This window comes from Aquifex pyrophilus (assembly GCF_054656935.1).
Window position 1 is genome coordinate 317,972 of the sequence record NZ_BAAHXJ010000003.1, and the last position, 25,228, is coordinate 343,199.

Annotated in this window: 24 protein-coding genes and 2 tRNA genes; 12 read left to right on the forward strand and 14 right to left on the reverse strand. The window is 45.9% G+C overall.

The features are described 5' to 3' along the window. Positions 1 to 6 precede the first annotated feature (6 nt). A complete protein-coding gene (locus ACYQZ0_RS02245; RefSeq protein WP_459774867.1) occupies positions 7 to 2,040 on the forward strand; it encodes a heavy metal translocating P-type ATPase in 2,034 nt (677 codons plus the stop codon). On the opposite strand, the gene ACYQZ0_RS02250 is transcribed toward ACYQZ0_RS02245, so the two are convergent. Genes ACYQZ0_RS02250 through ACYQZ0_RS02275 form a run of 6 tightly spaced genes read right to left on the reverse strand, consistent with a single transcriptional unit; the run spans position 2,023 to position 9,369 of the window. After that, positions 2,023 to 4,827, reverse strand: a complete 2,805-nt coding sequence (locus ACYQZ0_RS02250; protein ID WP_459774869.1) for a [protein-PII] uridylyltransferase family protein — start codon at positions 4,825 to 4,827, stop codon at positions 2,023 to 2,025. The two genes, ACYQZ0_RS02245 and ACYQZ0_RS02250, sit on opposite strands and share 18 nt — an antisense overlap. After that, positions 4,828 to 5,538 (reverse strand): hypothetical protein, encoded by a 711-nt coding sequence (locus ACYQZ0_RS02255; protein WP_459774870.1) that lies wholly within the window; start codon positions 5,536 to 5,538, stop codon positions 4,828 to 4,830. It abuts the gene before it with no gap. A 3-nt stretch (positions 5,539 to 5,541) separates the two neighbouring features. Then, positions 5,542 to 7,092, reverse strand: a complete 1,551-nt coding sequence (locus tag ACYQZ0_RS02260) for a molybdopterin-dependent oxidoreductase family protein (RefSeq protein WP_459774871.1) — start codon at positions 7,090 to 7,092, stop codon at positions 5,542 to 5,544. Further along, positions 7,093 to 8,286 (reverse strand): phosphoglycerate kinase, encoded by a 1,194-nt coding sequence (locus ACYQZ0_RS02265; RefSeq protein ID WP_459774872.1) that lies wholly within the window; start codon positions 8,284 to 8,286, stop codon positions 7,093 to 7,095. Between the two features lie 53 nt (positions 8,287 to 8,339). Continuing rightward, positions 8,340 to 8,822 (reverse strand): glycine cleavage system protein H, encoded by a 483-nt coding sequence (gene gcvH / locus ACYQZ0_RS02270; protein ID WP_459774873.1) that lies wholly within the window; start codon positions 8,820 to 8,822, stop codon positions 8,340 to 8,342. Then, positions 8,809 to 9,369 carry a class II aldolase/adducin family protein gene (locus tag ACYQZ0_RS02275; RefSeq protein WP_459774874.1) on the reverse strand — a complete coding sequence of 187 codons (561 nt, stop codon included), beginning with the start codon at positions 9,367 to 9,369 and terminating at the stop codon, positions 8,809 to 8,811. Before ACYQZ0_RS02275 ends, gcvH begins: the two co-directional genes overlap by 14 nt. A gap of 80 nt (positions 9,370 to 9,449) precedes the next feature. Between ACYQZ0_RS02275 and ACYQZ0_RS02280 the strand changes: the two genes are divergently transcribed. From ACYQZ0_RS02280 to merA, 3 genes are all read left to right on the forward strand, one after another. Further along, entirely contained in the window at positions 9,450 to 10,199 is a 750-nt protein-coding gene (locus ACYQZ0_RS02280) for an ABC transporter ATP-binding protein (protein ID WP_459774875.1), read from the forward strand. After that, positions 10,199 to 10,906, forward strand: coding sequence for a biotin--[acetyl-CoA-carboxylase] ligase (locus ACYQZ0_RS02285; protein ID WP_459774876.1), 708 nt, complete (start codon positions 10,199 to 10,201; stop codon positions 10,904 to 10,906). The genes ACYQZ0_RS02280 and ACYQZ0_RS02285 overlap by 1 nt, the downstream gene beginning before the upstream one ends. A gap of 171 nt (positions 10,907 to 11,077) precedes the next feature. Continuing rightward, positions 11,078 to 12,703 carry a mercury(II) reductase gene (merA, locus tag ACYQZ0_RS02290; protein ID WP_459774877.1) on the forward strand — a complete coding sequence of 542 codons (1,626 nt, stop codon included), beginning with the start codon at positions 11,078 to 11,080 and terminating at the stop codon, positions 12,701 to 12,703. A gap of 12 nt (positions 12,704 to 12,715) precedes the next feature. Here the strand turns inward: merA and ACYQZ0_RS02295 are convergent, their stop codons facing one another. From ACYQZ0_RS02295 to rimI, 3 genes are all read right to left on the reverse strand, one after another. After that, entirely contained in the window at positions 12,716 to 13,504 is a 789-nt protein-coding gene (locus ACYQZ0_RS02295) for a copper resistance protein B (protein WP_459774879.1), read from the reverse strand. Positions 13,505 to 13,516: 12 nt separating this feature from the next. After that, the gene (locus ACYQZ0_RS02300; RefSeq protein WP_459774880.1) at positions 13,517 to 15,256 is read right to left on the reverse strand and encodes a copper resistance system multicopper oxidase; all 1,740 of its coding nucleotides are present in this window, start codon (positions 15,254 to 15,256) and stop codon (positions 13,517 to 13,519) included. Between the two features lie 119 nt (positions 15,257 to 15,375). After that, entirely contained in the window at positions 15,376 to 15,813 is a 438-nt protein-coding gene (gene rimI / locus ACYQZ0_RS02305; protein ID WP_459774881.1) for a ribosomal protein S18-alanine N-acetyltransferase, read from the reverse strand. Positions 15,814 to 15,830: 17 nt separating this feature from the next. Between rimI and mtnP the strand changes: the two genes are divergently transcribed. Next, entirely contained in the window at positions 15,831 to 16,664 is an 834-nt protein-coding gene (gene mtnP, locus ACYQZ0_RS02310; RefSeq protein ID WP_459774882.1) for an S-methyl-5'-thioadenosine phosphorylase, read from the forward strand. Continuing rightward, positions 16,661 to 16,966 carry an FUN14 domain-containing protein gene (locus ACYQZ0_RS02315; protein WP_459774883.1) on the forward strand — a complete coding sequence of 102 codons (306 nt, stop codon included), beginning with the start codon at positions 16,661 to 16,663 and terminating at the stop codon, positions 16,964 to 16,966. The genes mtnP and ACYQZ0_RS02315 overlap by 4 nt, the downstream gene beginning before the upstream one ends. Here ACYQZ0_RS02315 and ACYQZ0_RS02320 read toward each other — a convergent pair. Beyond that, entirely contained in the window at positions 16,963 to 17,589 is a 627-nt protein-coding gene (locus ACYQZ0_RS02320; RefSeq protein WP_459774885.1) for a CDP-alcohol phosphatidyltransferase family protein, read from the reverse strand. The genes ACYQZ0_RS02315 and ACYQZ0_RS02320 overlap by 4 nt on opposite strands. After that, the gene (gene ilvC, locus ACYQZ0_RS02325) at positions 17,586 to 18,587 is read right to left on the reverse strand and encodes a ketol-acid reductoisomerase (protein WP_459774887.1); all 1,002 of its coding nucleotides are present in this window, start codon (positions 18,585 to 18,587) and stop codon (positions 17,586 to 17,588) included. Before ilvC ends, ACYQZ0_RS02320 begins: the two co-directional genes overlap by 4 nt. A gap of 45 nt (positions 18,588 to 18,632) precedes the next feature. Here ilvC and ACYQZ0_RS02330 point away from each other — a divergent pair. From ACYQZ0_RS02330 to hemG, 4 genes are all read left to right on the forward strand, one after another. Next, a tRNA-Arg gene (locus ACYQZ0_RS02330) sits at positions 18,633 to 18,709 on the forward strand. An 8-nt stretch (positions 18,710 to 18,717) separates the two neighbouring features. After that, positions 18,718 to 19,197: a hypothetical protein gene (locus ACYQZ0_RS02335; RefSeq protein WP_459774888.1), complete on the forward strand. Its 480-nt coding sequence runs from the start codon at positions 18,718 to 18,720 to the stop codon at positions 19,195 to 19,197. Between the two features lie 40 nt (positions 19,198 to 19,237). Then, positions 19,238 to 20,710 carry an IMP dehydrogenase gene (guaB, locus tag ACYQZ0_RS02340; RefSeq protein WP_459774889.1) on the forward strand — a complete coding sequence of 491 codons (1,473 nt, stop codon included), beginning with the start codon at positions 19,238 to 19,240 and terminating at the stop codon, positions 20,708 to 20,710. Positions 20,711 to 20,744: 34 nt separating this feature from the next. Further along, entirely contained in the window at positions 20,745 to 22,052 is a 1,308-nt protein-coding gene (hemG, locus tag ACYQZ0_RS02345; RefSeq protein WP_459774890.1) for a protoporphyrinogen oxidase, read from the forward strand. Here the strand turns inward: hemG and flhB are convergent. Beyond that, a complete protein-coding gene (flhB, locus tag ACYQZ0_RS02350; protein ID WP_459774892.1) occupies positions 22,043 to 23,095 on the reverse strand; it encodes a flagellar biosynthesis protein FlhB in 1,053 nt (350 codons plus the stop codon). The genes hemG and flhB overlap by 10 nt on opposite strands. A 35-nt stretch (positions 23,096 to 23,130) precedes the next feature. Here flhB and ACYQZ0_RS02355 point away from each other — a divergent pair. Further along, a tRNA-Val gene (locus ACYQZ0_RS02355) sits at positions 23,131 to 23,205 on the forward strand. 11 nt (positions 23,206 to 23,216) lie between these two features. Further along, entirely contained in the window at positions 23,217 to 23,468 is a 252-nt protein-coding gene (locus tag ACYQZ0_RS02360) for a hypothetical protein (protein WP_459774894.1), read from the forward strand. A 2-nt stretch (positions 23,469 to 23,470) separates the two neighbouring features. Here ACYQZ0_RS02360 and ACYQZ0_RS02365 read toward each other — a convergent pair whose 3' ends face one another. Both ACYQZ0_RS02365 and ACYQZ0_RS02370 read right to left on the reverse strand, forming a co-directional pair. Beyond that, positions 23,471 to 23,977, reverse strand: coding sequence for a hypothetical protein (locus ACYQZ0_RS02365; RefSeq protein WP_459774895.1), 507 nt, complete (start codon positions 23,975 to 23,977; stop codon positions 23,471 to 23,473). Between the two features lie 7 nt (positions 23,978 to 23,984). Then, positions 23,985 to 25,169, reverse strand: coding sequence for a (Fe-S)-binding protein (locus tag ACYQZ0_RS02370; protein ID WP_459774896.1), 1,185 nt, complete (start codon positions 25,167 to 25,169; stop codon positions 23,985 to 23,987). Positions 25,170 to 25,228 lie beyond the last annotated feature (59 nt).

Genomic DNA, 25,228 nt, shown 5'->3' on the forward strand with positions numbered 1-25,228 from the left:
AGAGCTATGAAGAAGAGCTTTAAGGTATCGGGAATGTCCTGCGTAAACTGTGCGAGGAATATAGAGATAGCCCTCAAAAAAACAAAGGGTGTGAAGGGGGTTAACGTTTCCTTTGAGCTGGGAAGGGTTTACGTTGAGTGGGACGAGAACCTGATATCGGAAGAGGAGATTATCGCAAAGATAAGGGAGCTCGGCTACGGGGTTGAAGAGAGAAAGAGCAATAAAGAGCTTTACCTTCTTCTTTTTAGCTTCTTCGCTTCCTCGGGAATAGCCCTATCAATGTTCCTTAAACTCCCCTTAGAAATTCCCTTGGTTCTCTCAACGCTTGTTCAGTTCACAGCGGGACTGAAGTTCTACAGGGGAGCCCTCTCTTCCCTGAGACAGGGAGTCGGGAGCATGGATACGCTCGTTGCCCTCGGAACGACCGGTGCATACCTCTACAGCTTACTCGCATATCTCGGATTTCTTGGCACAAGTCCCTTCTTTGAGACGAACGCCTTTCTAATAACCTTCGTAAGGCTCGGTAAGTTCATAGAGGAAAAGGCAAGGGAGAGGGCAACCTCGGGACTGAAAAAGCTCCTTACCGCTTCCCTCGGGAAGGTTAAGGTTCTTGAAGGAAACAGGGAGGTTGAGAAGAACGCCCTTGAGGTTATGAGGGGTGAGAAAGTTGTTTACAGAAAGGGGGACCAGATTCTCCTGGATGGCGTTGTCCTTGAGGGGGAGGCGCTCGTAAACGAATCGGTTTTGACGGGCGAGAGCACGCCTGTTCTGAAGAAAAAGGGAGATGAGGTTCTCTCGGGCTCTATCCTTGAAGAGGGATTCCTGATAACGGAAGTCAAAAGGAGTTTTGAGAGCTCCTTCATAAATAAGGTGAGGAAGCTCGTTGAGGAAGCCCTAAAGGAAAAGCCAAGGATACAGAGGATTTCAGACAGGGTTGCCCATTACTTCGTTATCTTTGTCGTTCTTTTATCAGTTCTCGTTTTCACTTTATGGTATTACGCGACGGGGGATATACAGAAGGCTGTTCAGTTCTCCCTTGCGGTTCTTGTCGTATCCTGTCCCTGTGCTTTCGGGATAGCGGTTCCCCTTGCGGTATCCGTTGGCATATTCAAGGCACTGAGGAAGGGAATAATACTCAAAAAGAGCTCCGTAATTGAGGTTTTCCCAAAGGTTAACACGATTGTCTTTGATAAGACGGGAACGCTCACGGAGGGGAGGTTTAAGGTTGAGAAAGTTGAGGTTTACGAGGATAGTGCCTTTGATATAGCCTACAGCCTTGAGGAGTTCTCAAACCATCCCGTTGCAAAGGCGATAAGGGATTACCTGAGGGATAAGGTAAAGGAAAGGGTAAGGCTTGAAAACTGCAAAGAGGTTCTGGGGGTCGGGGTTGAGTGCGGGGAGTATAAAATAACGAAGGGAGAGGTTTTGGGAATATCCTCAAACGGGTATAACGTCGTTGCCCTTTCAAAGAATGAGAAGCCTTTAGCGGTCTTCTACCTTAGGGATAGGGTGAGAGAAGAAAGCAGGGAAGTGGTAAGTAAGCTGAAGGAGTTGGGGCTTGAGATTGTTCTCCTCACGGGAGATAAAAGGGAAAAGGCGATTAGTCTTGCGAAAGAGCTTGGCATTGATAGGGTAATCGCGGAAGTGAAGCCCGATGAGAAGCTGAAGGTAATTGAAGAGCTCCAGAGGAAAGGAAGGGTTGTGTGCATGGTGGGGGACGGGGTTAACGATGCCCCCGCACTTGCGAGGTCGGACGTCGGCGTTGCGGTCTCCGAGGGCTCGGACATAGCTAAGATTTCGGGGGACGTGATAATTCACAGACTCCGCGCACTACTTCAGGCTTACGAGCTCTCAAGGAAGGTTTACGGGAAGATAAAGGAAAACCTCTTCTGGGCATTTATTTACAATGCCCTATTTATTCCCGTTGCGTCGGGTGTCTTTCACCATAAGGGTTTATACCTGAAGCCCGAGTATGCGGGTCTCTTGATGGCGTTATCTTCGGTGAGCGTGGTTCTGAATACCTTAAGACTTCTGAGGTGATAGGTATCTGTTGAAGGTTTCCCTCAAAACTCTCATGCTCTCGCGGAGCTTCTCCCTGAACTCCCCTTCCCTCATTCCGACGGAGAGGCTGAGGGCGGGTATGTCCTCCTCCTTTATCACTGAGGTTCCCCTCTCTTTTATGAGTCTCAGGTGGGTCTCAACGAGCCGAAGGAACATAAAGCTCTCGTAAGCATCATTCAGGTCCTCGTATCTCTCTTTAAGAATCTCAAATCCCCTTATCATTGAGCTTTCCCTTATCTTTTCTTTTATCAGCAGGTATTGAACGAGGAACTCCCCGTCAACTATCCCCCCTTTTCCGAGCTTTATGTCTATGAGGTTTCTCCCTCTTTTTGACGCACTCTCAAGCTTCATCCTCATATCGTAAACCTCCCTCCTCTCCTTCTCTCCCCAGGGCTTCTTAAAGAGGAAATCCCGTATTAACTTTTCAAAGCTGTTTATAAGCTCCTCCTTTCCCTCAATAGCCCTTGCCCTGGTCCACGCGAGCCTCTCCCAGGTTCTCGCTTCCCTATCAAAGTAAGTCTTATAAAACTCATAAGTGGGAACGAGCTCTCCCTTGCTTCCCATAGGTCTCAGACGAAAATCAACGCTGTACAGGTATCCCTCCTGTGTGTGTGCGGTGAGGAACGCAACGAGCTTCTTAGCCTTCTCGTGAACCTCTTCTTTTTCTTCCTGACTCTTTACGCAGAAAACGAGGTCAAGGTCAGAGCCAATGCTCAGCTCCCTGCTTCCGAGCTTCCCGAGAGCGTAAAGGAGAGCGTTATTCTCCGAAAGTCCGATATCCCTCCAGAGATTCTTGAGTATGAACTCCGCAAGGAGTGAGAGCGAGGAAAGGAGCTTTTTCAGCTTCGTATATTTATCCTCCTCTTTGAGAAGGTATAAAAGCCCAATCCTTACCTCCCACACGTTCTTAAATCTTCTGTATAGATTTTCGGGAGAGAGGTTCAGGGTTTCCCTGTATTTCTTGAACTCCTCCTCAAGGTTCTCAAAGCTCGGGAAATCCCTGTAGAGGGTAAGGGCATCCTCAACGAGGTCCGGATTTCTTGCTATTATGTGGGAGAGGTAGCCCGATAGGGAAAAAACCTTAAAGAGCTTCTCAAGGAACTCCTCCCTCTTGTCCTCGGAAAGTATCACTCTCCTTCCCGTAGGATTAAGGAAAAACTTGAAGAAGTTCTTAATTGTGTCATCCGGGCTTGGTGTTTCTTTTGATAGCTCGATTATCTTAGGGATTAACTTAATGTAAAGCTTCTTTTCCCTTTCGGTGAACTTCACGTTTTCTGAGCCGTAAAGGGGTTCTGTGAGCGTGAGGAAGGTCCTCCTCGGAAACTTAAAGCCTTCTTTCTTCAGTATCTCCTCTCCCCAAGCGGTATCCTCGGATATAACAGCCTCCTGAATCTCCTCATACTCCTCGGTCCTTTCCTCGGGAAGTATGCCCTCAAAAACGCTTCTCACAACGCTTCTGTGTTTACTCAGCTCCTTATCAAACGCCTCGGGTTCGTATCCGAGGTATTTTGCTATTGTCTCCTTTTCCTGCTCCCTTAGAACCTGTGTCTGGAGGCACTCCCTTAGCTGTATCCTGTGCTCAAGTTTCCTCAGGAATGTGTATGCCTCCTCAAGTTTTTGGGCTTCCTCGGAGGAGAAAACGCCTTTCTGCATGAGCTTATATATCGCCCTGTAGGTGTTGCTCTCCCTGAGAAGGGGTGATTTGGCTCCGAGGAGTATAACGAGAGCCTGAACGCTGAACTCAACCTCCCTTATTCCCCCCTCTCCCGTCTTTACGTTGTATCCCTTTATAAACCTCTTCTTCGCCTCCGCCTCTACTCTCTTTTTCATAAGCTTTATCTCTTCTATGAGTTTATAGTCCGAGGGGGCAAAAACGAAGGGTTTTACGACTTCCTTCATAAACCTTTCCGCGAGCTCCCTGTCTCCCGCAACGTGCCTTGCCCTCAAAAGGGCAAAACGCTCCCATATCCTCCCGTAGCTCTCGTAATAAAGTTCCGCACTCCTCAGGGACATGGAAAGGGGGCCGGACTTCCCGAAGGGTCTCAGGTCAAGGTCAACGATGTAGGGAATGCCCTCGGGCGTCTGGGTGGTAAGAAGCTTTACGACCTTCTGAAAGAGCTTCGTAAAGAACTCGTTCAGGCTGAGCCTTCCCGCATTGCCTTTATCCGAGGAGTGGAGGAAGATGAGGTCTATATCCGAGTAGTAATTGAGCTCCTCGCTTCCCAGTTTCCCTAGTCCTATAACCGTTGCGGTTGCCAGTTTTCCCTCTTCCTCTTTAGGCTCTCTGTATCTTTCAACGCTTTCCTCCCAAGCCCTCTTTAAGGAGGCCTCAACGAGTGCATCGGGAAGGTATGAATACTCCCTGAGTATATCCTCGTAAGACGCCGTTCCGAGGAGCTCCTTTGAGAATATCCTCATAAGCTCCCTGTGTCTGTAAAAGGCAAGCCTTTCCGAAAACTTCTCGTCCTCGTGAACGCCGGAAACGAGACTCTCTATCTCCTTCAGGTAGTCTTCTTTTTCCTTTGTTAGATACCAGAGGTTAGGGATAGTGTTCTGAAACTCCGTGGGGTGCTTGAGAAGGAACTTTCTCAAACATCTTGACTGCTCAAGTATCATTAAAAGGAGGGTGAAGCGTCTCTCGTTCAGGTAATTGAGGAGGCTTGAGGGCTCGGGATGGTTCTTGAGAAGCTCCTCAAAGTAAGAGAAAGCTTTATCTATATCCTTCAGGAAGGGCTTTGCGGAATGAAGCCAGGAGGGGGGAACCATTTAAGGACCTATCGTTAACTTGGTTCCCTTTGATGGGGGAACGTGTCTTAAAAGGTTCAGGGAGAAGTTTAGGTTATCGTAAAGGGTTATTGAGTAGTTATCCCAGAAGACGCACGTCCCCGCAAGACAGAAGTATCCCCCGCTCGGGGGAGCTATCTGTTCCGCTATGAGAAGGGTGTAAAATCCCATGTTTGATTTTGCGGTATCTTCCGCCCTTACGACTATCTTCGTATCGGGCATTATGGGCTTTATGGATGCTGTGCAGGCGAGAACGATTTTTTCAACATTTACCTCGTTCTTCTCGTTCTTGTTATACCTCCTTATCTTTGATGTGACGAGGAAGTATTTATCCCCGTTGTGATTGTTAACCTCGTCCGTGACCTCATCGGGGTTAAGCTCCATTCCGAAGGCCCTTGCGAGGGTGTTGCAGGTGTCCGCTATTCTGTCCTCGTTTTTGTAGTATCCCGCGAGGATTACCTTCTTTCCGTCCTTCCACACCCATCTCTCAACGTCCTTAACCTCGTTTTCTGTAAAGGGAATCTCGGGGTAGTTGAAAACTATAACGTCATACTTATTTAAGCTCTCCCAGTCATTCACCTCATCTATCTCAATTCCCGCCTTTTCCGCTTCCCTCTGGAGTATGGAAAAGTAGTAGTAATCGGTAATGGTAAACTCCTGATGGGTTATGTCCCAGCCGACCTTAACACTCATGGTTTATAATTTTAACCGCTCAACCTTAAGGTAAGGCTTCCTCATTATTCTCCCTACGCGAACTCCCGGGTCAAAGGGCTGAAACTCCTCGTAAGCGTTGGGAACAAACACAACGCCCTCAGCTATATTCTCGTTTATCTGGACCTTAAGGCTTACCTCTCCCAGCTTCAGGGTTTCCCCAACCTTTTCAAAAGTTTTTGAGTTTACCTGTGCGAACTGCTCCCTCTCTATTGCGTGCGTCCAGGGATTCCAGTGACCGAGCTCCTCAACGAGGGTGTTATCGCAAACAAGCCATAAATCCCCCTCTTCCCTCTCTTCCCAATCCTCTACCTCGTAATCCTTTATATCCCTCATCTTAAGGGAAACTCCTCCCTCTTTTTCCTTCAACTCCTCAAGCTTTATCCCGTATTCCTTTAAGAACTCCTCAATGTTATAACTCCCCTCAAAAAACTCGTGGGGATTGGGGAAGGGAGCCTCAAGAACTTTCGGAGAATACGTTAGGAAACCGAAGCCTTTTCCTATAAACTCCCTCTCACAGAAAAGTGTTCTCGGTAGGATTAAAAGGCTGTTGTTTGCGGTAATCGTAGGGAAGTATGCGAAGTTTATAACGTTTTTCTCCCTCAGGAGCTTTATCTTCTCGTCGGGAAGGTATATAAAGGGGTTTCCGAAAAGTATTAAGGTATCAAACTCCTCAGCCCTTTCTATGAACTCCTTTAAGCTCTTGTGGGGAAGGGGGGTTATGTTCCCTACGAAGGAGTAATCTGAGCCGAACTTCTCCCTTATTTTCTTTACCGCTCTTAATACTCTGTTTTTGAAGGGACTCTTTAGGAGCGTCTCCCCTACTATCAGAACCGTATCCCTTCCGAGGAGCTTCAGGAAGTTTAAAATCTTCTCCTCGTAATCTTCTTCCGATATGGCTTCAAGAATCTTGATAACCTCTTTGGGGTTCGTTAAAACCTTCTGGGTTGATTTCTGAAATACCGTTGTGTAACGGCTTCCCGCGGTGAAGATAAAGGCGTCCTTCTCAAAGGCATCCACTATCCAGCGGGTAAGCATAACTTCCGAGAATGTAGGCTCAGCCTCAAATATGAAAAGGGCTTTTTTATTGACCCATTCCTGAGCTCTAATGCTTGTCTGGAGAAAGGGAAGGTAAACCGAATCGGTGAAAATCTCTTCGGTTATGCTCCTCGCTATCAGGTACTCCTCAATGCCCGAAAACCTGTCAAGGAAGAAGGCGACCTTTCCCTTTATAAGCTCCCCGAGGAGCTTCTTTGCGGTTTCAAGGCTTATCTCCTTGAAGTTATCTCCTTCCCTTATGAGCGGTTTTGTTATCCTGAGGGGATTTTGGGGAATTTCCTGTATGTAGGTTATCCCTTTTGTGCAGAAGCTCCCTATCCCGTTGGGGTCGTGGGGGTGTCCGTAGAGGTCAACGAGCTTTTCCCCTTTCAGGTAAGCTATATAACCGCAGGAAGCGGAACACCCGCTACAAACACCGCATACCGCTTTATCAAAATCCTTAACGGTAAGGGGTTTAGAGGTGGGAACCAATGGCACTCAAGCCTCCTTATCGTCAAGATTTACGAGACAGGGGAGCTCCTTGCCCGCAAGGAGCTCAAGGAATGCACCTCCTCCCGTTGAGACGAAATCAAGGGCGTGGTAAACGCCCGCTTTGTGTATGGCGTGGTCCGTGTCTCCTCCTCCCGCTATCGTGAGGGCTGGGGACTGGGCAAGGAGTTTTGCAAGCTCTATCGTTCCGTGCTTGAACTTGTCTATCTCAAATACCCCCATGGGTCCGTTCCAGACTATAGTCTGGGCATCCGAAAGTATCTCCTTCAGAAGCTCAACGGAAACGGGTCCTATATCAAGTCCCATCCATCCGTCGGGTATCTCCTGCCAGGGGACCACTTTCGTTGGCGTGTTTTCGGAGACCTCAGTTCCTATAACGAAGTCAACGGGAAGGTAAAGCTTTATATCAAGCTTCTTGGCAACATCTATGAGGTCCCTCGCAACGTCTTCAAGGTCTTCCTCAACGAGAGAGCTTCCCACTCTGTATCCCATAGCCTTTAAAAAGGTGAAGGCCATGGCTCCGCCTATGAAGAGCTTATCAACCCTTCTTATGAGGTTCTTAATAACCTCAAGCTTTGAGGATACCTTTGCACCCCCCAGAATGGCAACGACTGGCCTCTGGGGAGAGACCATAGCCTTCTCAAAGTAGTTTATTTCCTTCTCAAGTAAGAAGCCCATAACAGCGGGCTTTAAAAACTTGGGAACGAGGTAAACGCTTGCGTGCTTCCTGTGGCAGGTTCCGAAGGCGTCCGCAACGTAAACCTCTCCGAGGCCTGCAAGCTCCCTTGCGAAGTTCTCGTCGCATTCGGTTTCCTCTTTGTGAAACCTAAGGTTCTCAAGGAGGATTATATCCCCCTCTTTCATAGAGAAAACCATCTCCTTGACTTCTTCACCCACGCAGTCGGGCGCGAGCTTAACCTCCCTTCCCACATACCTTGAGAGCCTTTTTGCAACGGGCGCGAGGCTGTATCTTGGGTCCCTGTTCTTCGGCCTCCCGAGGTGGGACATTAAAATTACCTTTGCATTTGCATCAAGGAGATACTCAACGGTCGGGAGGGAGGCCTTTATCCTCGTGTCGTCAACTATGTTTCCCTGGTCGTCTATAGGGACGTTGTAATCAACCCTTACGATAACCCTCTTTCCCTTTACGTCAACATCCCTGAGTGTCTTTTTTCGCAGCATTACGCCCTCCGCGGGTTTAGTGGGAAAGTAATTATTATCTTAACAGTTAAAATTCACTTGTAATACTTCTTACTAATCTGTGCCCTTTCCTCCCTGCAGTTGACATCTTCCCTCTCTATATACTCCTTCTGTTTCTGAATGGCCTCTTCTCCCGTAACGAGGTCCTTTAAATCCCTCTCAAGGTTTGCAGGCTTTAACCTTGCTATCCATCCCTCGCCGTATGGGTCCTCGTTTATGAGGTCGGGCTTGTCAAAGAGCTTCTCGTTCCTCTCAACAACTTCACCCTCTATATCCGCGGGAACGGGGCCCGCCCACTTTCCGCTCTCAAGACTTGCAACGGGCTTTCCCTTCTTCACGTATTTTCCGGGAGCCTTAATCCTTATGTTTATTATCTTTCCCGCCCTTGCCTGACCTATGTCCGTAACGCCTACCGTAACAGTTCCGTCCTCGTTCACCCTGAACCAAACCTGGTTCTCAATATCGTAGTAAAGGTCCGCCGGTATTACACAACCCCTGTATTCCTCAACCTTTGCCATCTTCACACCTCCACAAAATTTTACAGGAATTCTCTAAAAGAGAAACGAGCTCGTAAGCCCTATAAAGGGAGTTTTCCAAACAAAAAACCCCGTGCCCTCTTATAACCGCTATCCTATGGGATTTAAAACTCTCTTTTAAGGCTTCTGATAGCTCCTCGCTTGCGGAGGGGCTTCTTAGTGAGAGGACGGGAACGCTTCCGAGAGCTTCTTTACCTTCAGAGTCAAGGGGAGTTATCTCCTTTCTTTTGAAGGAAACACAAAGGGTATAGGGAGCGTGAACGTGGAGGAGGGAACTGTAAGGAAACTCGTTTAAAATAGCTCTGTAAACCCTCAGCTCGGAAGAAGCCCTTTCATCAAGGATACTTTTCCCTTTCAGGGGAATAGATATTATGTCCTCTTTGCTCAAATTAAGTAGGTTTGAACCCGTTCGGGTTATGAAGAGTCTTTCCCCCCTCTTTCTCCCCATATTTCCCGTGTAGGAGTAAGTGAGTCCTTCCTTTGAGAGCATCTCGGAGGTGAGAAGGAAGTCCCTTATAATATGCTCCATCAGAGTAAGGATATTACAAATAGCTTATATAAGGTTAAAGAATTTCTTATAAGCTGTAAAAGGAAGTTAATAATGTTTTTATGGAGCTTCTTAAGGTTGAGGGACTTAACCTATGGTATAGAGATAAGAAGGTTCTTCACGATGTTAGCTTTTCAGTAAAAAGCGGGGAAGTTCTCTGTATAGTGGGAGAAAGCGGTTCGGGAAAGAGCTCAATCTTTCACGCGGTAATGGGGCTTCTACCCCCTTACGCCAGAGTTGAGGGGAGAATAATCTTTAAAGGGAAGAACTTACTTGAGCTTAGCGAAAAGGAGATGAGAGGTATAAGGGGAAAGGATATAGGTATGGTCTTTCAGGAGCCTTCCTTATACCTTGACCCCCTTTTCACCGTTGGAGTTCAGATTATGGAGGCATACACGGAACACTTCGGAAAGAAAGGAGCATACGAGAGAACCATAAAGGCGATGGTGAAGGCGGGCATACCAGAGCCTGAAGAAAAGTTCCGCATGTATCCCCACCAGCTCTCGGGAGGTTTAAAACAAAGGGTCTGTATAGCTGTCGCCGTTGTGTGCGAGCCTCCCCTCATTCTCGCGGATGAGCCAACTACCGCCCTTGACGTTTCTCTTCAGAAGAGAATTCTCCACCTCTTCAGGAAGTTCAGGGAAGAGGGAAAGGGTATCGTGATAATAACCCACGATTTTGGAGTTGTTGCTGAGGTCGGGGACAGGGTTATAGTCCTCAAAGATGGAAGGATAGTTGAAGAGGGAGACGTATTCAGTATATTTGATAATCCGAGGCATGAATACACAAAGAGGCTCTTGAGGGCTCTGTGATGTTTGAACGCTTGTTGTGGCTGAAGGAGACCGATTCAACCCAGAAGAGGTTAAAGGAATGGAATCTTCCCTACGGAACGGTTATCGTTGCGGACATACAAAAAGAAGGAAGGGGAAGGAAAGGAAGGAAGTGGGTCTCCCAGGAAGGGGGGCTCTACTTCAGCTTCTTGCTGGACCCCAAAAGGTATAGGGACCTAATACAGCTTCCCCTAATTCTGGGGTATGCCCTCTCTCAAGCCTTTGAGGATTTAACAGGTATTTCCTTTAAGATAAAGTGGCCGAACGACGTTTATTACGAAAACAAAAAGGTTGCGGGTATACTCTGTGAGCTTTACAGGGAGAAGCTGATAGCGGGAATAGGTGTTAACCTGAACCAGAAAAATGTTCCCGAGGAGATAAAGGAAAGGGCGACAACCCTTTACCTCATAACGGGAAGGGAAACGGAGAGAAGGGAAGCCCTCCTCAAAATTCTCGGGAATATCTCCAAAAACCTGAGGGAATTTGAAGAAAAAGGATTTAAAGCTTTTAAAGATAGGATTGAGAAAAGGCTTCTTTACGTAAACGAAGAGGTTAAGCTCTTTGACGAGGAGAGGAGCTTTTACGGGAAGTTTGTCGGTCTCTCCCAGAGAGGAGGTGCTCTAATCTATACCGATGAAGGCATTAGGGAGTTTCTATCGGGTGATTTGAGCTTAAGGAGATGTAAATAATTCCTTTTAGGAATATTAGTATCAAAAAGTATAGTATATAACTTCCAAGTAAGTACTTGCAGAATTTACTACAAAAGTTAAATTTTTTTTAAACTTTAGGAGGGGCTGATGTTTGGGTTATAAAATAGGTTTCCTTTACTCTCCTCCTGAAGATAAATAGGGGGTATCAAGATGATAAGGTTAAAAATAACTGGAATGACCTGTCATCACTGTGCCCTAACAGTTAAGAAAGCTTTGGAAAGTGTTGAAGGTGTTAAGAGAGCAGAAGTCTATTTCCCGCAGGGTTATGCAGAGGTTGAAGGGGAGGCAGACGTTAAAAAACTTATAGAAGCTGTAGAAAAAGCCGGTTACGGAGCGGAGGAGATTACTTCTCCGGAAGCTTTTATACCTTCTAAGAACTCTTATGACCTCCTCATAATAGGTGGAGGCTCTGCAGGCTTTGCCGCAGCAATAAGGGCTATTGACCTGGGTGCCGAAAAGGTATTGATAGCCGAAGACAATATTATAGGTGGGACGTGTCTGAACAGGGGTTGCATTCCCTCAAAGTACTTCATTGATGTGGCAAACCTCTTCTATCGGGCAAAAAATCCAGAAATGCCTGGGGTTAAAATCAAGGGAGCAGAAATTAATCTTGAGGAGGTTGTCTCCGCAAAGGATAAACTCCTTGAAGAACTTAGAATGGAAAAGTATTGGAACGTTCTTGAAGCTTATCCCCAAATAGAGTACATACAAGGAAGTGCAAGCTTTGCCGCTGAAGATAGAGCTTATGTGGGAAGCAGGGAAGTTAGCTTTTACCGTGCTGTTATAGCAGCGGGTTCCCGCCCCTTCATACCACCTGTACGGGGTATTGAAGAAACAGATTACTTTACCAGCGACGATATATTTGACATTAAAGAACTTCCCGAGAGGTTAATAATTTTAGGGGGAGGAGCTGTAGGTTTAGAACTGGGACAGGCCTTCCTGAGAATGGGTTCAGAAGTTGTTATTGTTGAAGCAAGAGAGGATATACTTCTTAACGCTGAACCGGAACTGAGAAACTACCTCAAAGAGTATCTGCTAAAAGAAGGCATAGAATTGCTGACGGGAACAAAGGCGGTTTCGGTGAAGAGAAAAGCAAATAGGATAAAGCTTGTAGTTAAGAAAGAAGGTAAAGAGCTTGAGCTTGAAGGAACTCACCTCCTTGTAGCTACCGGAAGGGTCCCAAATACCGATAAAATCAAAGCGGAAAAGGCGGACGTTGAGCTTGACGAAAAAGGTTTTGTGAAAGTAAACGAGTATCTCCAAACGAGTAACGAAAGGGTTTACGCGGCAGGTGATTGTGTAGACACTCCTTTCCTTGTTACAGTTGCTGCCTTAGAGGGTAGCGTTGCAGCCGAAAATGCCCTTAAGGGAAACAATCTGAAAATAGATTACAACTCTATTCCCAGAGCGATATTTACGGACCCTGAACTTGCTTCTGTAGGGTTAACAGAAGGAGAAGCAAAGAAAGAGGGATTTGAAGTTGATGTTCGCGTCCTTGAATTATCTAAAGTTCCAAGAGCAAAAATAAGTTTCAGAACGAATGGTGCTGTCAAAATGGTAGTTGAAAAAGGTAGCGGAAGGGTTTTAGGTGTTCACGTTCTTGCACCTCACGGTGCGGAAATAATTCACAGGGCTGTTCCTGTTGTGAAGTACGGCTTGACAATTAACGATGTTATTAATATGGTTGACGTTTATCCAACTCTTTCCGAGTGTATAAAGCTATGTGCTCAAAGCTTTAAAAAGGATATATCTAAACTTTCTTGCTGTGCTCAATAAATAACTCAATTTTTAGAACCACATCCTTAAACCAAAAATAAGGTCAAATCTATCCGTATCCTCTCCGCTCGCTTCCATTACATCTTTTGCTTTACCGAGGTATGTAATCCAGCTAATACCTATGTAAGGGGCGAATTCCCTTCTTATCTCGTATCTTAACCTCGCACCCAGCTCTAGGTAGTTCACACCCTTCCATATTCCGACATCCTCTATATCCGAAAAGGCTACAACCGTTTCAAGTCTAGGTTGCAGTATAAGACGCTGAGTAAAAAGAAGGTCATACTCCACTTCAATATCTGCACTTACTTTTCCTTCCGTATCAATTCTGACATTTGCGTCCACCTCAAACCAATATGGGGCAAGGCCCTGAAAGCCAACAACTCCATACGTTCTACTCTTTGAGTTATCACCATAAACCGAAGCAACACCACCTCCTAACCTGAAATCCCAGAAAGCTGTTATTAATTGAGAGTAATAAATATCAAACCTTTCAACGGTTCCACTTCCATTCTTGAGTGAATGTTCACCTTCCGTTTCCATCCAAAGCCTCCTAAAGTCTCCGCCATACCAAAACTCTACATCGTATACAAATTCTTTTTCATCAGAATTACGACGGTATTCAAAAAGGTCAAAAAGTAACTTGCCAAACCTCGCAGGGGGAAGAAGGACTTTCCTTATTATATTCGGGTCAGGTCTGTAGTTAGGTAAATTTACACGTTCCTCCTCCTGAGCTTGTGTCCCAAATGTAAATAGAAGATAGAGTATTATCAGGAGTTTTAGCTTTATTGAGAGATTTTTCATAACTGTACCTCCTTAGGTTACTTCAACAACTCTTATCATTCCCGTATGCATGTGATACAAAAGATGGCAATGAAAAGCCCAATAACCCTTTGCGTCTACAAGAACATCTACGCATAATTTTTCTCCTGGTTTTAGGTTTATTGTGTCCTTCCTGGGTTTATACTCGCCGGACCCATTGTCAAGGTACATCCACATACCGTGAAGGTGTATCGGATGGTCCATCATGGTGTGGTTTACCCAAACCATTCTCACGAGCTCACCGTAACGTAACTTTATGAAATCTCTTATATCAGAGGTCCACCTGTTACCGTCGTAGGTCCACATTCTCCATATGAACCTTTCCATGTTGCCCGTAAAGTGAACCTCAATAATCCTATCGGGCTTTCTCTTATAGAGAAACTCCCAAGGTGTATAGCTCTTTAGGTCCGCGTATGTGAGTACCTTATGCTTCACATCTTTCAAACCAACCCCTGGGTCATCAATCCTGCATAATGGGTCCGTGTTTAACATAGCTGCCGTCGGACCGAAATCGAAATTTTTAAGCTTCGGTTCACACATGCCACATTTACTACCTTTCATATGACCATGGTGCATTTTTCCTTGCATATGTTTCATATGAGCCCCGCCGTGGGCTTCCATCCCTCTTTCCGGAGGCTTCCTCCTGGGAGGTATAGGGCCTTCCATACCCGGCTCTGGAGCCAGTGTTCCCCTTGCGTAACCGCTTCTATCCATAGCTTCAGCAAATATGGTGTATGCCTTATACTCTGTAGGTTGAACTATAACGTCGTAACGCTCGGCGACCGCTATCCTGAATTCGTCTACTTCAACGGGTTGAATGTTTTGTCCGTCAGCCTGGACAACGGTCATCTTGAGACCGGGGATTCTAACGTCAAAGTAAGTCATTGCTGATGCATTTATAAACCTGAGCCTTATTTTTTCACCGGGTTTAAAAATAGCGGTCCAGTTTTCCTCGGGTGTGTGTCCGTTCATAAGGAATATGTATGTAGCCCCAGTTACGTCAGCTATGTCTCTCGGTGACATTCTCATAGAAGCCCACATCATACGCTCCCTAAGGGCTTGAGCTAAACCTTTCGTTCTTATGTCGTTAAAAAAGTCAAAAATGGTTCTCTTGTTATAGTTGAAATAACCATCCTCTTTTTTTAACCTTGAAAGAATCCAATGTGGGTCTTTAAAGGACCAGTCTGATAAGACTATTACGTATTCCCTATCGTAGGTAAACGGCTCGGGTTCTTCGGGTTCTATAATTAGAGGGCCATAATGTCCAAGTTGCTCCTGGAGTCCTGCGTGGGAGTGGTACCAGTAAGTTCCGTATTGCTTTACCTTAAACTTAGCCGTAAACTTCTCACCCGGTTTTATGCCAGGAAAGGTAACTCCTGGAACACCGTCCATTTGATAAGGTAAGAGTATGCCGTGCCAATGTATAGACGTTATCTCGTTAAGTTCGTTGTATATGTTAAGTTCCGCCCACAATCCTTCCTTTAGCTTGACAAGAGGACCAGGTAGGTTATCGTTTATCGCTATACCCCATCCTAACTTTCCATCAAATTCTATAGGACTTTTTCTAATAACAAAATCGTAAATTATCTTTCCATTTTTCTTTTTATAATCACCTATTTCTATGCCTTTATCGGCACTTTTCGGAGGATATGCAAAAGAGTAAAACATATTCCCTAAACTATAAGCAGCACCTAACGTGATTGAACCTTTAATAAAATCTCTTCTTGAAATCATATTTATACCTCCAAAGCAATAAAGACCTATTATACCCTTTGTTGTTTAATCTATTTGGTAATAAAGTGAATTCAACGTTTACATTTATCGTTATTTTATTTTATTTTTAACATTGTTTATTAATTAAGCTCAAGCTCCATGAGTAGTGCGTTCTCTCCGTCCGAGTAATACCCCTTTCTTTCCCTTACAACCTTAAAGCCAAGCTCCTTGTAGAGGTTTATAGCCCTTATGTTGCTCTTTCTGACGTCAAGGAGAACCTTGTTAACCCTATTTCCGAGAGCTTTAATTCCTTCCCTCAGAAGAAGCTTTCCGTATCCCCTTCCCCTGTATCTTTTGTCTATCGCAAAGGTCATAACCGTTGCCTCATCTTTTATCACCCAGAATATTACGAAGCCTATTACCTTTCCGTCTTCTTCAAGAACGAACTTACGGGAGTGTTTATTCTCAAACTCCTTCTCAAAGGAAAACCTGCTCCACGCATCCGTTGTGAAGCTCTCCTTGTTTATCCTGTAAACCTCATCCAGGTCCTCCTTTCTCATCTCCCTTACTTTAGCCATCCTGTTAAGATTATCTTATGCTGGGAGTTATAGGTGGTAGCGGTCTTTACAAACTTCCCGGCCTGAAGGTAATTGAAGAAAAAGAGATAGATACGCCCTTCGGAAAGCCCTCCTCTCCCCTCATAATCGGTGAGGTAAAGGGAAAAAAAATAGTTTTTTTAGCAAGGCACGGGAAAAAACACTCCTACCCTCCCCATCTCGTTCCCTACAGGGCTAATTTATGGGCTCTCAGGGAAGCTGGGGTAAACAGGGTTCTCGGGATTTTTGCGGTAGGGGGCATAAATAAACTACTTCTTCCCGGGGATTTTGTAATAATTCATGACTTTATGGATTTTACAAAAATGAGGAAATCAACCTTTTACGAGGGAATTTACTCGCCCGACGTTGAGGGAGAGGATAAAGTGGCAAAGCTCCTTAACGAAAAGAAGGTCGTCCATATAGACGTTTCTTCTCCTTACTGTCCCGAGATGAGAAGTATTCTTTCGGAAGTTTTAAAGGAAAAGGGACTGAGATTTCACGAAAAGGGTGTTTACGCCTGCACCGAGGGTCCGAGGTTTGAAACTCCTTCCGAGATAAAGATGCTTGATAGGCTCGGGGCGGACGTCGTAGGCATGACGGGTTATCCCGAGGTTGTTCTTGCGAGGGAGCTTACCATGTGCTACGCAGGGCTTTGTGTTGTTGCAAATCCCGCCGCGGGAATAGCGGGATATAGACTCACAAGCGACGAGGTTATAAGTCTTATGAAGGAAAAGGAGGACCAGGTGAGGGATATCTTAATATCTTTCATAGAGAAACTTCCAGAGGAAAGGGGATGTGAGTGCGAAAAAGTTCTGGAAGGAGCTGAGGTATGAGTATTGAGCAGCTACTTCAAAACGAAGCGGTAAAGGAGTTCGGAACGGGAGTTCTTATCGGTTTCACACTCGGTTATACCTTCAAGCACCTATTTAAGTTCTTCGTTATACTCCTCGGACTCTACCTTATAGGCCTTATTTATCTTAGCAATAAAGGAATAGTTCAGGTTGACTGGCAGAGTCTCCAGTCCTGGGTAAACTACCTGTTCCAGGGATTTAAGAACTTCATGGACAGCATTAAAGCACCTATTGCTTCCCTGGGAGGCTTCACCGTAGGCTTTGCCCTCGGCATGAAGTTTTAATCCTCATACTCCCTTCCGTATCTCTTGTAAAGGTATAAGACCCTCATTATGAGAGAGGCAAGGGTTAAAAGAGTTATGAGCTTTATACCGAAGCCCAGCCCGAGTGGAAAGTGAAGCCTCTCAAGGAACGAGAATATTATCAAGGTTATGTGGGTCTCAGGCCTTCCGAAGAATCCGACACCCTCAAGGGGGTCTATAATCTTGCCCTTTTGTCTTTCCGAATATCCTATCTCCGCATAAGCAACGGGCTTTATGAAGGAGTGGAGCATGGAAACGGTTATAGCGGTAATGGCTACAAAGGGGGAAGCGTAAGCAAATCCGACCGCTCCCAAGACAAAGCCGTCAACCCACTTATCCGCAATCCAGTCAAATACCGCGCCGAACTTGGTCGTCTTTCCCGTTGTTCTCGCTACAACTCCGTCAAGGAGGTCAAATAAGCCCGAGAGGGCTAAGAATAAAGCTCCGCTCAAAACCTTGTGGTGGAAGTAAAAGTATGCGGAAACGCTACCGAGAAAAAGGGATATAAGGGTTATGAAGTTGGGGGGAAGCCCCGTCCTTGCGAGGCTTTCCCCGAGGGGATGATAAAGCCTTTTTAAGCTATCCCTTTTGCTCGTCAGGTTCATTTAAGCTCCTTCTTTCCGAGCCAGGGCATCATCTTCCTTAACTCTTCACCAACCTTTTCTATAAGGTGGTTTCTGTCCCTCTCAAGGAGTGCGTGGTATACGGGTCTTCCCGCCTTGTTTTCAAGTATCCACTCCCTAGCGAACTCACCTTTCTGTATCTCTTTAAGGGTTTTTTCCATAACGGGCTTTACGACCTCGTATATCCTTTCTCCCCTCGTTACATCTCCGTATTTTGCGGTGTCAGAGATTGAGTATCTCATTCCCGAAATTCCATGTTCGTATATAAGGTCAACTATAAGTTTAAGTTCGTGCAAGCACTCAAAGTATGCAACTTCCGGCTGGTATCCCGCATTTACGAGGGTCTCAAATCCCGCCTTTATGAGTGCGGTAACTCCCCCGCAGAGAACCATCTGCTCACCGAAGAGGTCCGTTTCAGTTTCCTCCTTGAAGGTCGTTTCTATAACTCCCGCCCTTGTAGCACCTATTCCCTTTGCATAGGCAAGAGCCTTTTCCTTACACGTTCCCGAAGCATCCTGGTGTATCGCAACGAGTGCGGGAACACCCTTCCCTTCCGTATACATCCACCTTACGAGGTGTCCGGGACCCTTTGGTGCGACCATAAAGACGTCAACGTCCTTAGGGGGAACAATCTGTCTGAAGTGTATGTTAAATCCGTGGGCAAAGGCGAGGGTCTTTGAGGAATCAAGATGAGGCTTTACTTCCTTTTCGTAAACTTCGGGCTGAACCGTGTCGGGTATCAGGAACATAATTATGTCCGCTTTTTTAGTAGCTTCCGAAGGGGTGTAAACCTCAAAGCCGTCCTCCTGAGCTTTCTTCCTTGACCTGCTTCCCTCGTGGAGGCCTATGATTACGTTAAGACCGCTGTCCCTGAGGTTAAGAGCGTGAGCGTGTCCCTGACTTCCGTATCCCAGAATGGCTATCACTTTATCCTTCAGGATATCAAGGCTCGCATCGGAGTCATAGTATATCTTTGCCATTCATTACCTCCTTTCGGAAAAAGTTATTATAATAATTATAGGGTAGTGCCCGTAGCTCAGGTGGATAGAGCGCGAGATTCCTAATCTCGAGGTCGCGGGTTCGAGTCCCGCCGGGCACACCACTACTCTTATGGAATTCTCAAAAGTATTTAAAAACGTAAATGTAATCCTTTTCAACGGAGTTCCTGAGTTTATAAAAAAGTTCGGAATTTCTGTAAAAATTTCGGAAGAAGGGCTTCAGGTATATATAGAAAAGGGAACTATATACAGAGGAAAAAGTTCCTCACGGGGAAAGCTAAAAAGGTTGAATGAACGTCCTAAGGATATAAAAGAGCTGTGTAGTCTCCTCGGGATACCCTTTTCCGATGAAGGTATAACTATATTCAGAAATACGTTAATCCACGTAAAGGAGGATAAACTTTCCGAGTATACCGAAAAGGTGGAAATTCTTGAGTTTATCTTTAATCCAGAGGAGGGTAATCTCCTCTTTAAGGAGCCTTTGAAGGGAGAAGAAAAAGAGGTGAAAAACTTTAAATCCGTTAAAAACATAACTGAGTTTCTTGAGCTCTCAAAAGATTTGTGGAAGGCTGTTGATTTCTTAGGTGTTTAAGCTTATACACAGAAGGGAAAGAATGTAAGATAATATATTTATGGTAGAAGTTGAGAAGTTAATAAAGGAAGGTTTAACCTTTGACGACGTTCTTCTCGTTCCCCAGTATTCTGAGGTTTTACCTCATGAGGTAGATGTATCCACTTATCTGACAAAGCGTATTAAGTTGAACATTCCAATCGTTTCCGCCGCTATGGATACAGTAACGGAGGCAAGGCTCGCCATAGCACTCGCAAGGGAAGGGGGAATTGGTATAATCCACAGGAACCTTCCCGTTAAGAAGCAGGCGGAAGAGGTTGAGAAGGTAAAGAAATCCGAAAGCGGTATGATAGTAAACCCCGTCGTGGTTAAACCGAACACGAAGGTGAAGGAAGCCCTCGATATAATGGCTAAGTATAAAATCTCGGGTGTTCCTGTCGTTGACGATGAAGGCAAGCTCGTAGGAATACTTACAAACAGGGACCTCAGGTTCATAAGACCCGAGGATTACGGAAAAGAGGTTTCCCTCTTCATGACGAAAGAGAACCTCATAACCGCAAAGGAGGGTATAACCCTTGAGGATGCGGAGGAGATTTTCAGGAAATACAAGATAGAGAAGCTCCCGATAGTTGACGACGAGGGAAGGATAAAGGGGCTCATAACGATAAAGGACATCGTAAAGAGGAGGAAGTATCCCAACGCCTGCAAGGATGAGCTCGGAAGGCTAAGGGTAGGTGCTGCTGTCGGAACGGGTGAGGAGACCCTTGATAGGGTATCCGCTCTCGTTGAAGCGGGTGTGGATGTCATAGTCGTTGATACCGCTCACGGTCACTCAAAGCGGGTTTTAGAAACCGTTGAAAAGATTAAGAGTCTGTACCCGGACCTTGACGTTATAGCGGGAAACGTTGCAACGGGTGAGGGAACGAGGGCGTTAATAGAAGCCGGAGCGGATGCTGTAAAGGTCGGTGTGGGTCCAGGTTCCATATGCACAACGAGGATAGTTGCGGGCGTAGGCGTTCCCCAGCTCACAGCAATTATGGAGTGTGCAAGCGTCGCAAGGGAATACGGCATTCCCATTATAGCGGACGGGGGAATAAGGTATTCGGGAGATATAGTTAAGGCTCTTGCAGCAGGAGCGAATGCGGTTATGCTCGGAAACCTCCTTGCCGGAACGGAAGAGGCACCCGGGGAGACGATTTACTACCAGGGAAGGGCTTACAAGGTTTACAGGGGAATGGGCTCCCTCGGTGCTATGAGCTCAAGAATATCCTCAGACAGATACGGACAGGAGAAGCTTGAGAAGTTCGTCCCTGAAGGGATAGAGGGAAGAGTTCCCTACAAGGGCAAGCTCGCAGATGTTGTTTACCAGCTCGTAGGTGGTCTTCGCTCAGGTATGGGATACGTGGGTGCAAGGAATATAAAGGAACTACAGGAAAAGGCAAAGTTCGTGAGGATAACGTGGGCGGGATACAGGGAGTCCCACGTCCACGATGTTCAGATAACTAAGGAAGCCCCCAATTACTGGGTGGAGTGATTTTTCCTTACCTTTTCTCGTTTAAAATTTCTATATGCGAGAGGTTGTTGTTGTCGGTTCGGGAATTTCGGGGCTTTCCGTTGCATATAGATTGAAGAAAAAGGGCTTTAACGTTGTCGTTTACGAGAAGGACGACCGCATAGGGGGAACCATAAAAACGGTAAAGGAAAACGGCTACCTGATGGAGGCGGGTCCCCAGACGCTCCTCGCGGATGAGGAGGTTTTCAACTTCCTCAAAGAGCTTAACTTAGAACCCGTTGAGGCAAGCCCTTCCTCAAAATACAGATACATTTACAAGGGCGGAGAGCTCATTCCTCTTCCCATGTCTCCCCTTGAGTTTATCACAACTCCCCTTCTTTCTTTCGGTTCAAAGCTAAAGGTCCTTACCGAGTTCTTTAAAGAAGGAACAGAGGAGGACGTATCCGTTGCGGATTTTATAAGGAAACACTTCGGTGAGGAGTTTTTAAACTACATCGTTGCTCCCTTTCTCTCGGGCGTTTATGCGGGGGACCCCGAAAAGCTATCCCTCAAGTATGCAACGCCTAAACTTTACGAAATTCAGAAGAGATACGGAAGTCTGTTAAAGGCATTCCTTAAGGAAAAAAAGTTCATGCCAAAGGGAAAGCTCGTTTCCTTTCCCGAAGGTCTTTCCCAGCTAATTGAAAAACTTTCCGAAAATCTTGAGGTTCATACTGAAAATGTGGTCCTCAGAATGAGGAAGTTTGAGGATAAGTTCAAGCTTGATGTAAGGGGTAAAAAAATAGAGACTAAAAGCGTAGTTGTTGCGTCCCCCGCTTACACCTCTTCTTACCTTCTTAAGGAGATTTCCTTCAGTGCGAGTGAGGAGTTTGACAAGATAGATTATCCACCCGTTGTGGTTGTAAACGTAGGTGTTGACGGAGATATCCCGGACGGATTCGGCTTTCTCGTTCCGAGGGTTGAAGGAAAGAGGATTCTGGGTGCCATGTTCATGTCAAAGCTATTCCCCGGAAGGGCACCCGAAGGGAAGGAGTTGCTCTCTGTCTTCCTCGGTGGTGCAACGGACAGGGAGATAATAGAGCTTTCCGACGAGGAGATAACCGCAATCGTTGAGAAGGAGCTTCACGAGATACTTCCCATAAAAGATATACACTACATAAGGATAGACAGGTGGAAGAGGGCAATACCCCAGTATAACGTAGGATACGGGAAGTTCCTTGAGCTTGCAAAAGAAATGGAGAAGGATTATCCCGGACTTTTCCTTACGGGAAACTGGCTTTACGGAGTCTCAATGAACAGTGTTATAAAGGCATCGGAAGGGGTTGCGAAAAAGGTTGAGAGTTTTCTCCGCTCTCAGGCGTAAACCTTTTTTCTTTTGAACATTACGTAAGCTATAACCTCAGCAACCGCTTTGTAAAACTTCGGGGATATCTCTTTCCCAACCTCAACCGCAGGATAAAGGGCTCTTGCAAGCTCCGGTTTTCTCACAACGGGAACCCCGTAAGCCCTCCCTATCTCAACAATCTTTTCCGCTATAACACCCTTTCCCTTTGCGACAACAACGGGAGCTTTATCCTTTTCGGGGTCGTATCTCAGGGCTATAGCTATGTGCGTGGGGTTCGTTATTATCACCGTTGATTTGGGAACCTCCGCCATCATCCTGCTCTTTGCAAGCTCCCTCATGCGTGCCCTTAGCCTCCCCTTTACCTCGGGGTGTCCCTCAAGCTGTTTATACTCCTCCTTTAGCTCCCTCCTTGACATCATTATTTTCCTCTCGTACTGCCACCTTCTGAAGGCGTAATCAAGAAGGGCTATGAAAAAAGCAACGACGCCCATAACTATCAAGACGCCCGTCGTAATGTTGAGAAACCTGTTAATGGCCTCAAGAACGGGAACAGACGCTGACTCAAGAAAGAACCACAAACTACCCTTAAGAATAAAGAGGGCTATACCTATGAGTAGAACAGCCTTCAGGGTGCTCTTTACCGCCTCAAAGAGGGTGGTAAGAGAAAAGAGCCTCTTAATACCCTCAAAGGGGTTTATCCTTTCAATTTTGAAAGATAAAGGTTTTAATGTGAAAATAAAACCGAACTGGGCAACGTGGGAGAGAAAAACTACAAGCAGAGATAAGAAAAAAAGTGGAAGTAAAACCTTAAGAAGGTCAAGGTAAATGTTCTTAAATATTCCCTCAAGGCTTGGTATATCTCCCTGAACAAAACCCGTTATTATCAGGAAGGCCTTAACAATCTCCTTTAGAATGTAAGCACCGAGAAAGAAGAGGAGTATTACAGAAAATAAAACGACGAGCGAGGAGGCTATCTCCTGACTCTTTGCGACGTTTCCCTCTTCCCTTACCTTCCTCCTTTTGTAAGGTGTTGCTCTTTCCGTTTTATGCTCCTCTGGCATAGAAATTAATATCTTGTATAATATTATTTTTGTAAAGGCGCGTAGCTCAGTGGGAGAGCGCCGGCCCGACACGCCGGAGGTCGGGGGTTCAAGTCCCCCCGCGCCTACCATCTAAAACAGTATGGACTGGGGACAAGTTCTCACAATTATCTTCGGGATAGCTGGTTTTATGTCCATTTTTATGCTATTGATTAACAGGCAAATTGAAATGGTAAACAAGAGAATTGACGACCTGAGACAAGACATGGACAGGAGGTTTGAAAAGCTTGAAAAGGAAATGGACAGAAGGTTTTCCGCACTTGAACAAGACGTCCGAGAACTCAGACAGCTTCTTTATAAAGTTCTGGAAGTAGAGACAAAAAAAGAGAAATAAATTCAAAAGGCTTCAAAGAACCTGAACTCAAGGTTTGTTATCCTTCTCAGGTTTGATAGGGCTTTCTCACCGAGGGATTTGTTAAAAGCGTTCACAACAACGTCAAGTTTAAATCCGTTTTCCTCAAGCTTCCTTCTCGCCATGTTCAGGAACTCTCTGAGAACCTCGTCCTTTTCTATCTCAAAGGGTGCACCAAGGAAATGGTGGCTCATACCGAGGAAGCTTCCGGGCTCCATTCTTACCATCAATCTTACGGGATTTAGACTTTCTATAAGCTCCTCGTAGTTGTTAGCATACTGAAGCCCGAACATGAGAAGGGCATCGGTTATTATGTATTGGGAGGAAGGGTCAACGAACTGCCTGAAACCGCTCTCTCTAAAATCGTATTTGGGCCTCTCCCTCGTTGTCTCAACCCAGTGGTAATAAGGCTCGGAAACGAGAAAGAACACCCTTTCGGGGGAGAAATCCTTTTCCGAGATTCTCCCCCACATCATAATCAGCTCCGCCATAACTTTATTAAATCCTCTCCGCAAGGTAATCCGCTATATGTTTGACCTCCTGTTTATTCTTGAACTTCTTCGCTCCGTCCCTGAGCTGAAGGACACATCCGGGACACTCGGTAACAACGTAGTCCGCTTCCGTTTTCTTGAAGTCAAGCATCTTCTCCCTCTGTATCTCCTCCGAAAGCTCGGGGTTCTTTATAGAAAAGAGTCCTGCAAATCCGCAACAGCTCTGGGCTTTCTCCGCTTTTACCGTTTGGGCATTCTCAACCTTTTCAAGAACCTTATAAAAGTTGTTTGGGTTGAGCTTCATGGCGGTATAGTAGTGACAGGGGACGTGAACCGTTACCTTCTCACCTTTTCCTTTGAACTTTATCCTCTCGTCGGAGAGAAGCTCGGTAAAGCTGTAAACCTTCCAGTCCTTTTGGTAATCCTCTTTCAGGGCACCCCCGCAGGTCGGACAGGCAACGACGATAGCGTCGTACTCGTATTTTTCCATCTCCTTAAGGTTGTGCTCCCTTAACTTCTCAAAGGCCTCAGTATTCCCGTGGTAAAGATGGGGTGCACCGCAACACTTAATATCTTTCGGGACAATAACCGTGTACCCCAGTTTATTTAAAACCTTTATAACGTTTTCCCCCGTCTTTCCGTAAAAGACGTCTATCATGCATCCCGTAAAGAAGAGGAGCCTCATCTTTTCCTTTTCAGCCTTAAAGGTTTTTCCCCTTATGCCGAAAGGCTTTCCGTAGGGCTTGGGGAAGAACTTAACGCCTCCTGTCGGGAGGGGAACTTTTATCTCCTTGGGAAGGGGTTTTGATAAAATTCCCGCAACCTTAAGGGCTACCCTTCCCACCTTTGACTGCATAAGCTCAAGGCTTTTTAGCCCTGCTTCAGAGATGAAATCTTTGCCCATCTCTTTGTTTTGTATCTCCCTCGCACGGGTGAGTATCTCCTTATACTGGACGTCGTTAGGGCATATCCACTCGCACCTTCTGCACATAGCACACTCGTTCCACTGGGCAACTACTTCCTTTGTAAGGGGAAGCTCCCCCTTTATTACCATCTCCGCGAGGGCAAGCCTTCCGCGGGCAAAGGCACCTTCCTCTTCCTTAAAGGGATAAGTGGGGCAGACGGACTTACAGAGCCCGCACTTCACGCATTTTTGGGCCAGGTCAAGGGGAAATTCAAACTCCTCTTTCATAGAGATGATTTTAGGGTTAGCCTTCTCTTATTCTATGATAAAAATTTCTTATGGAGCAG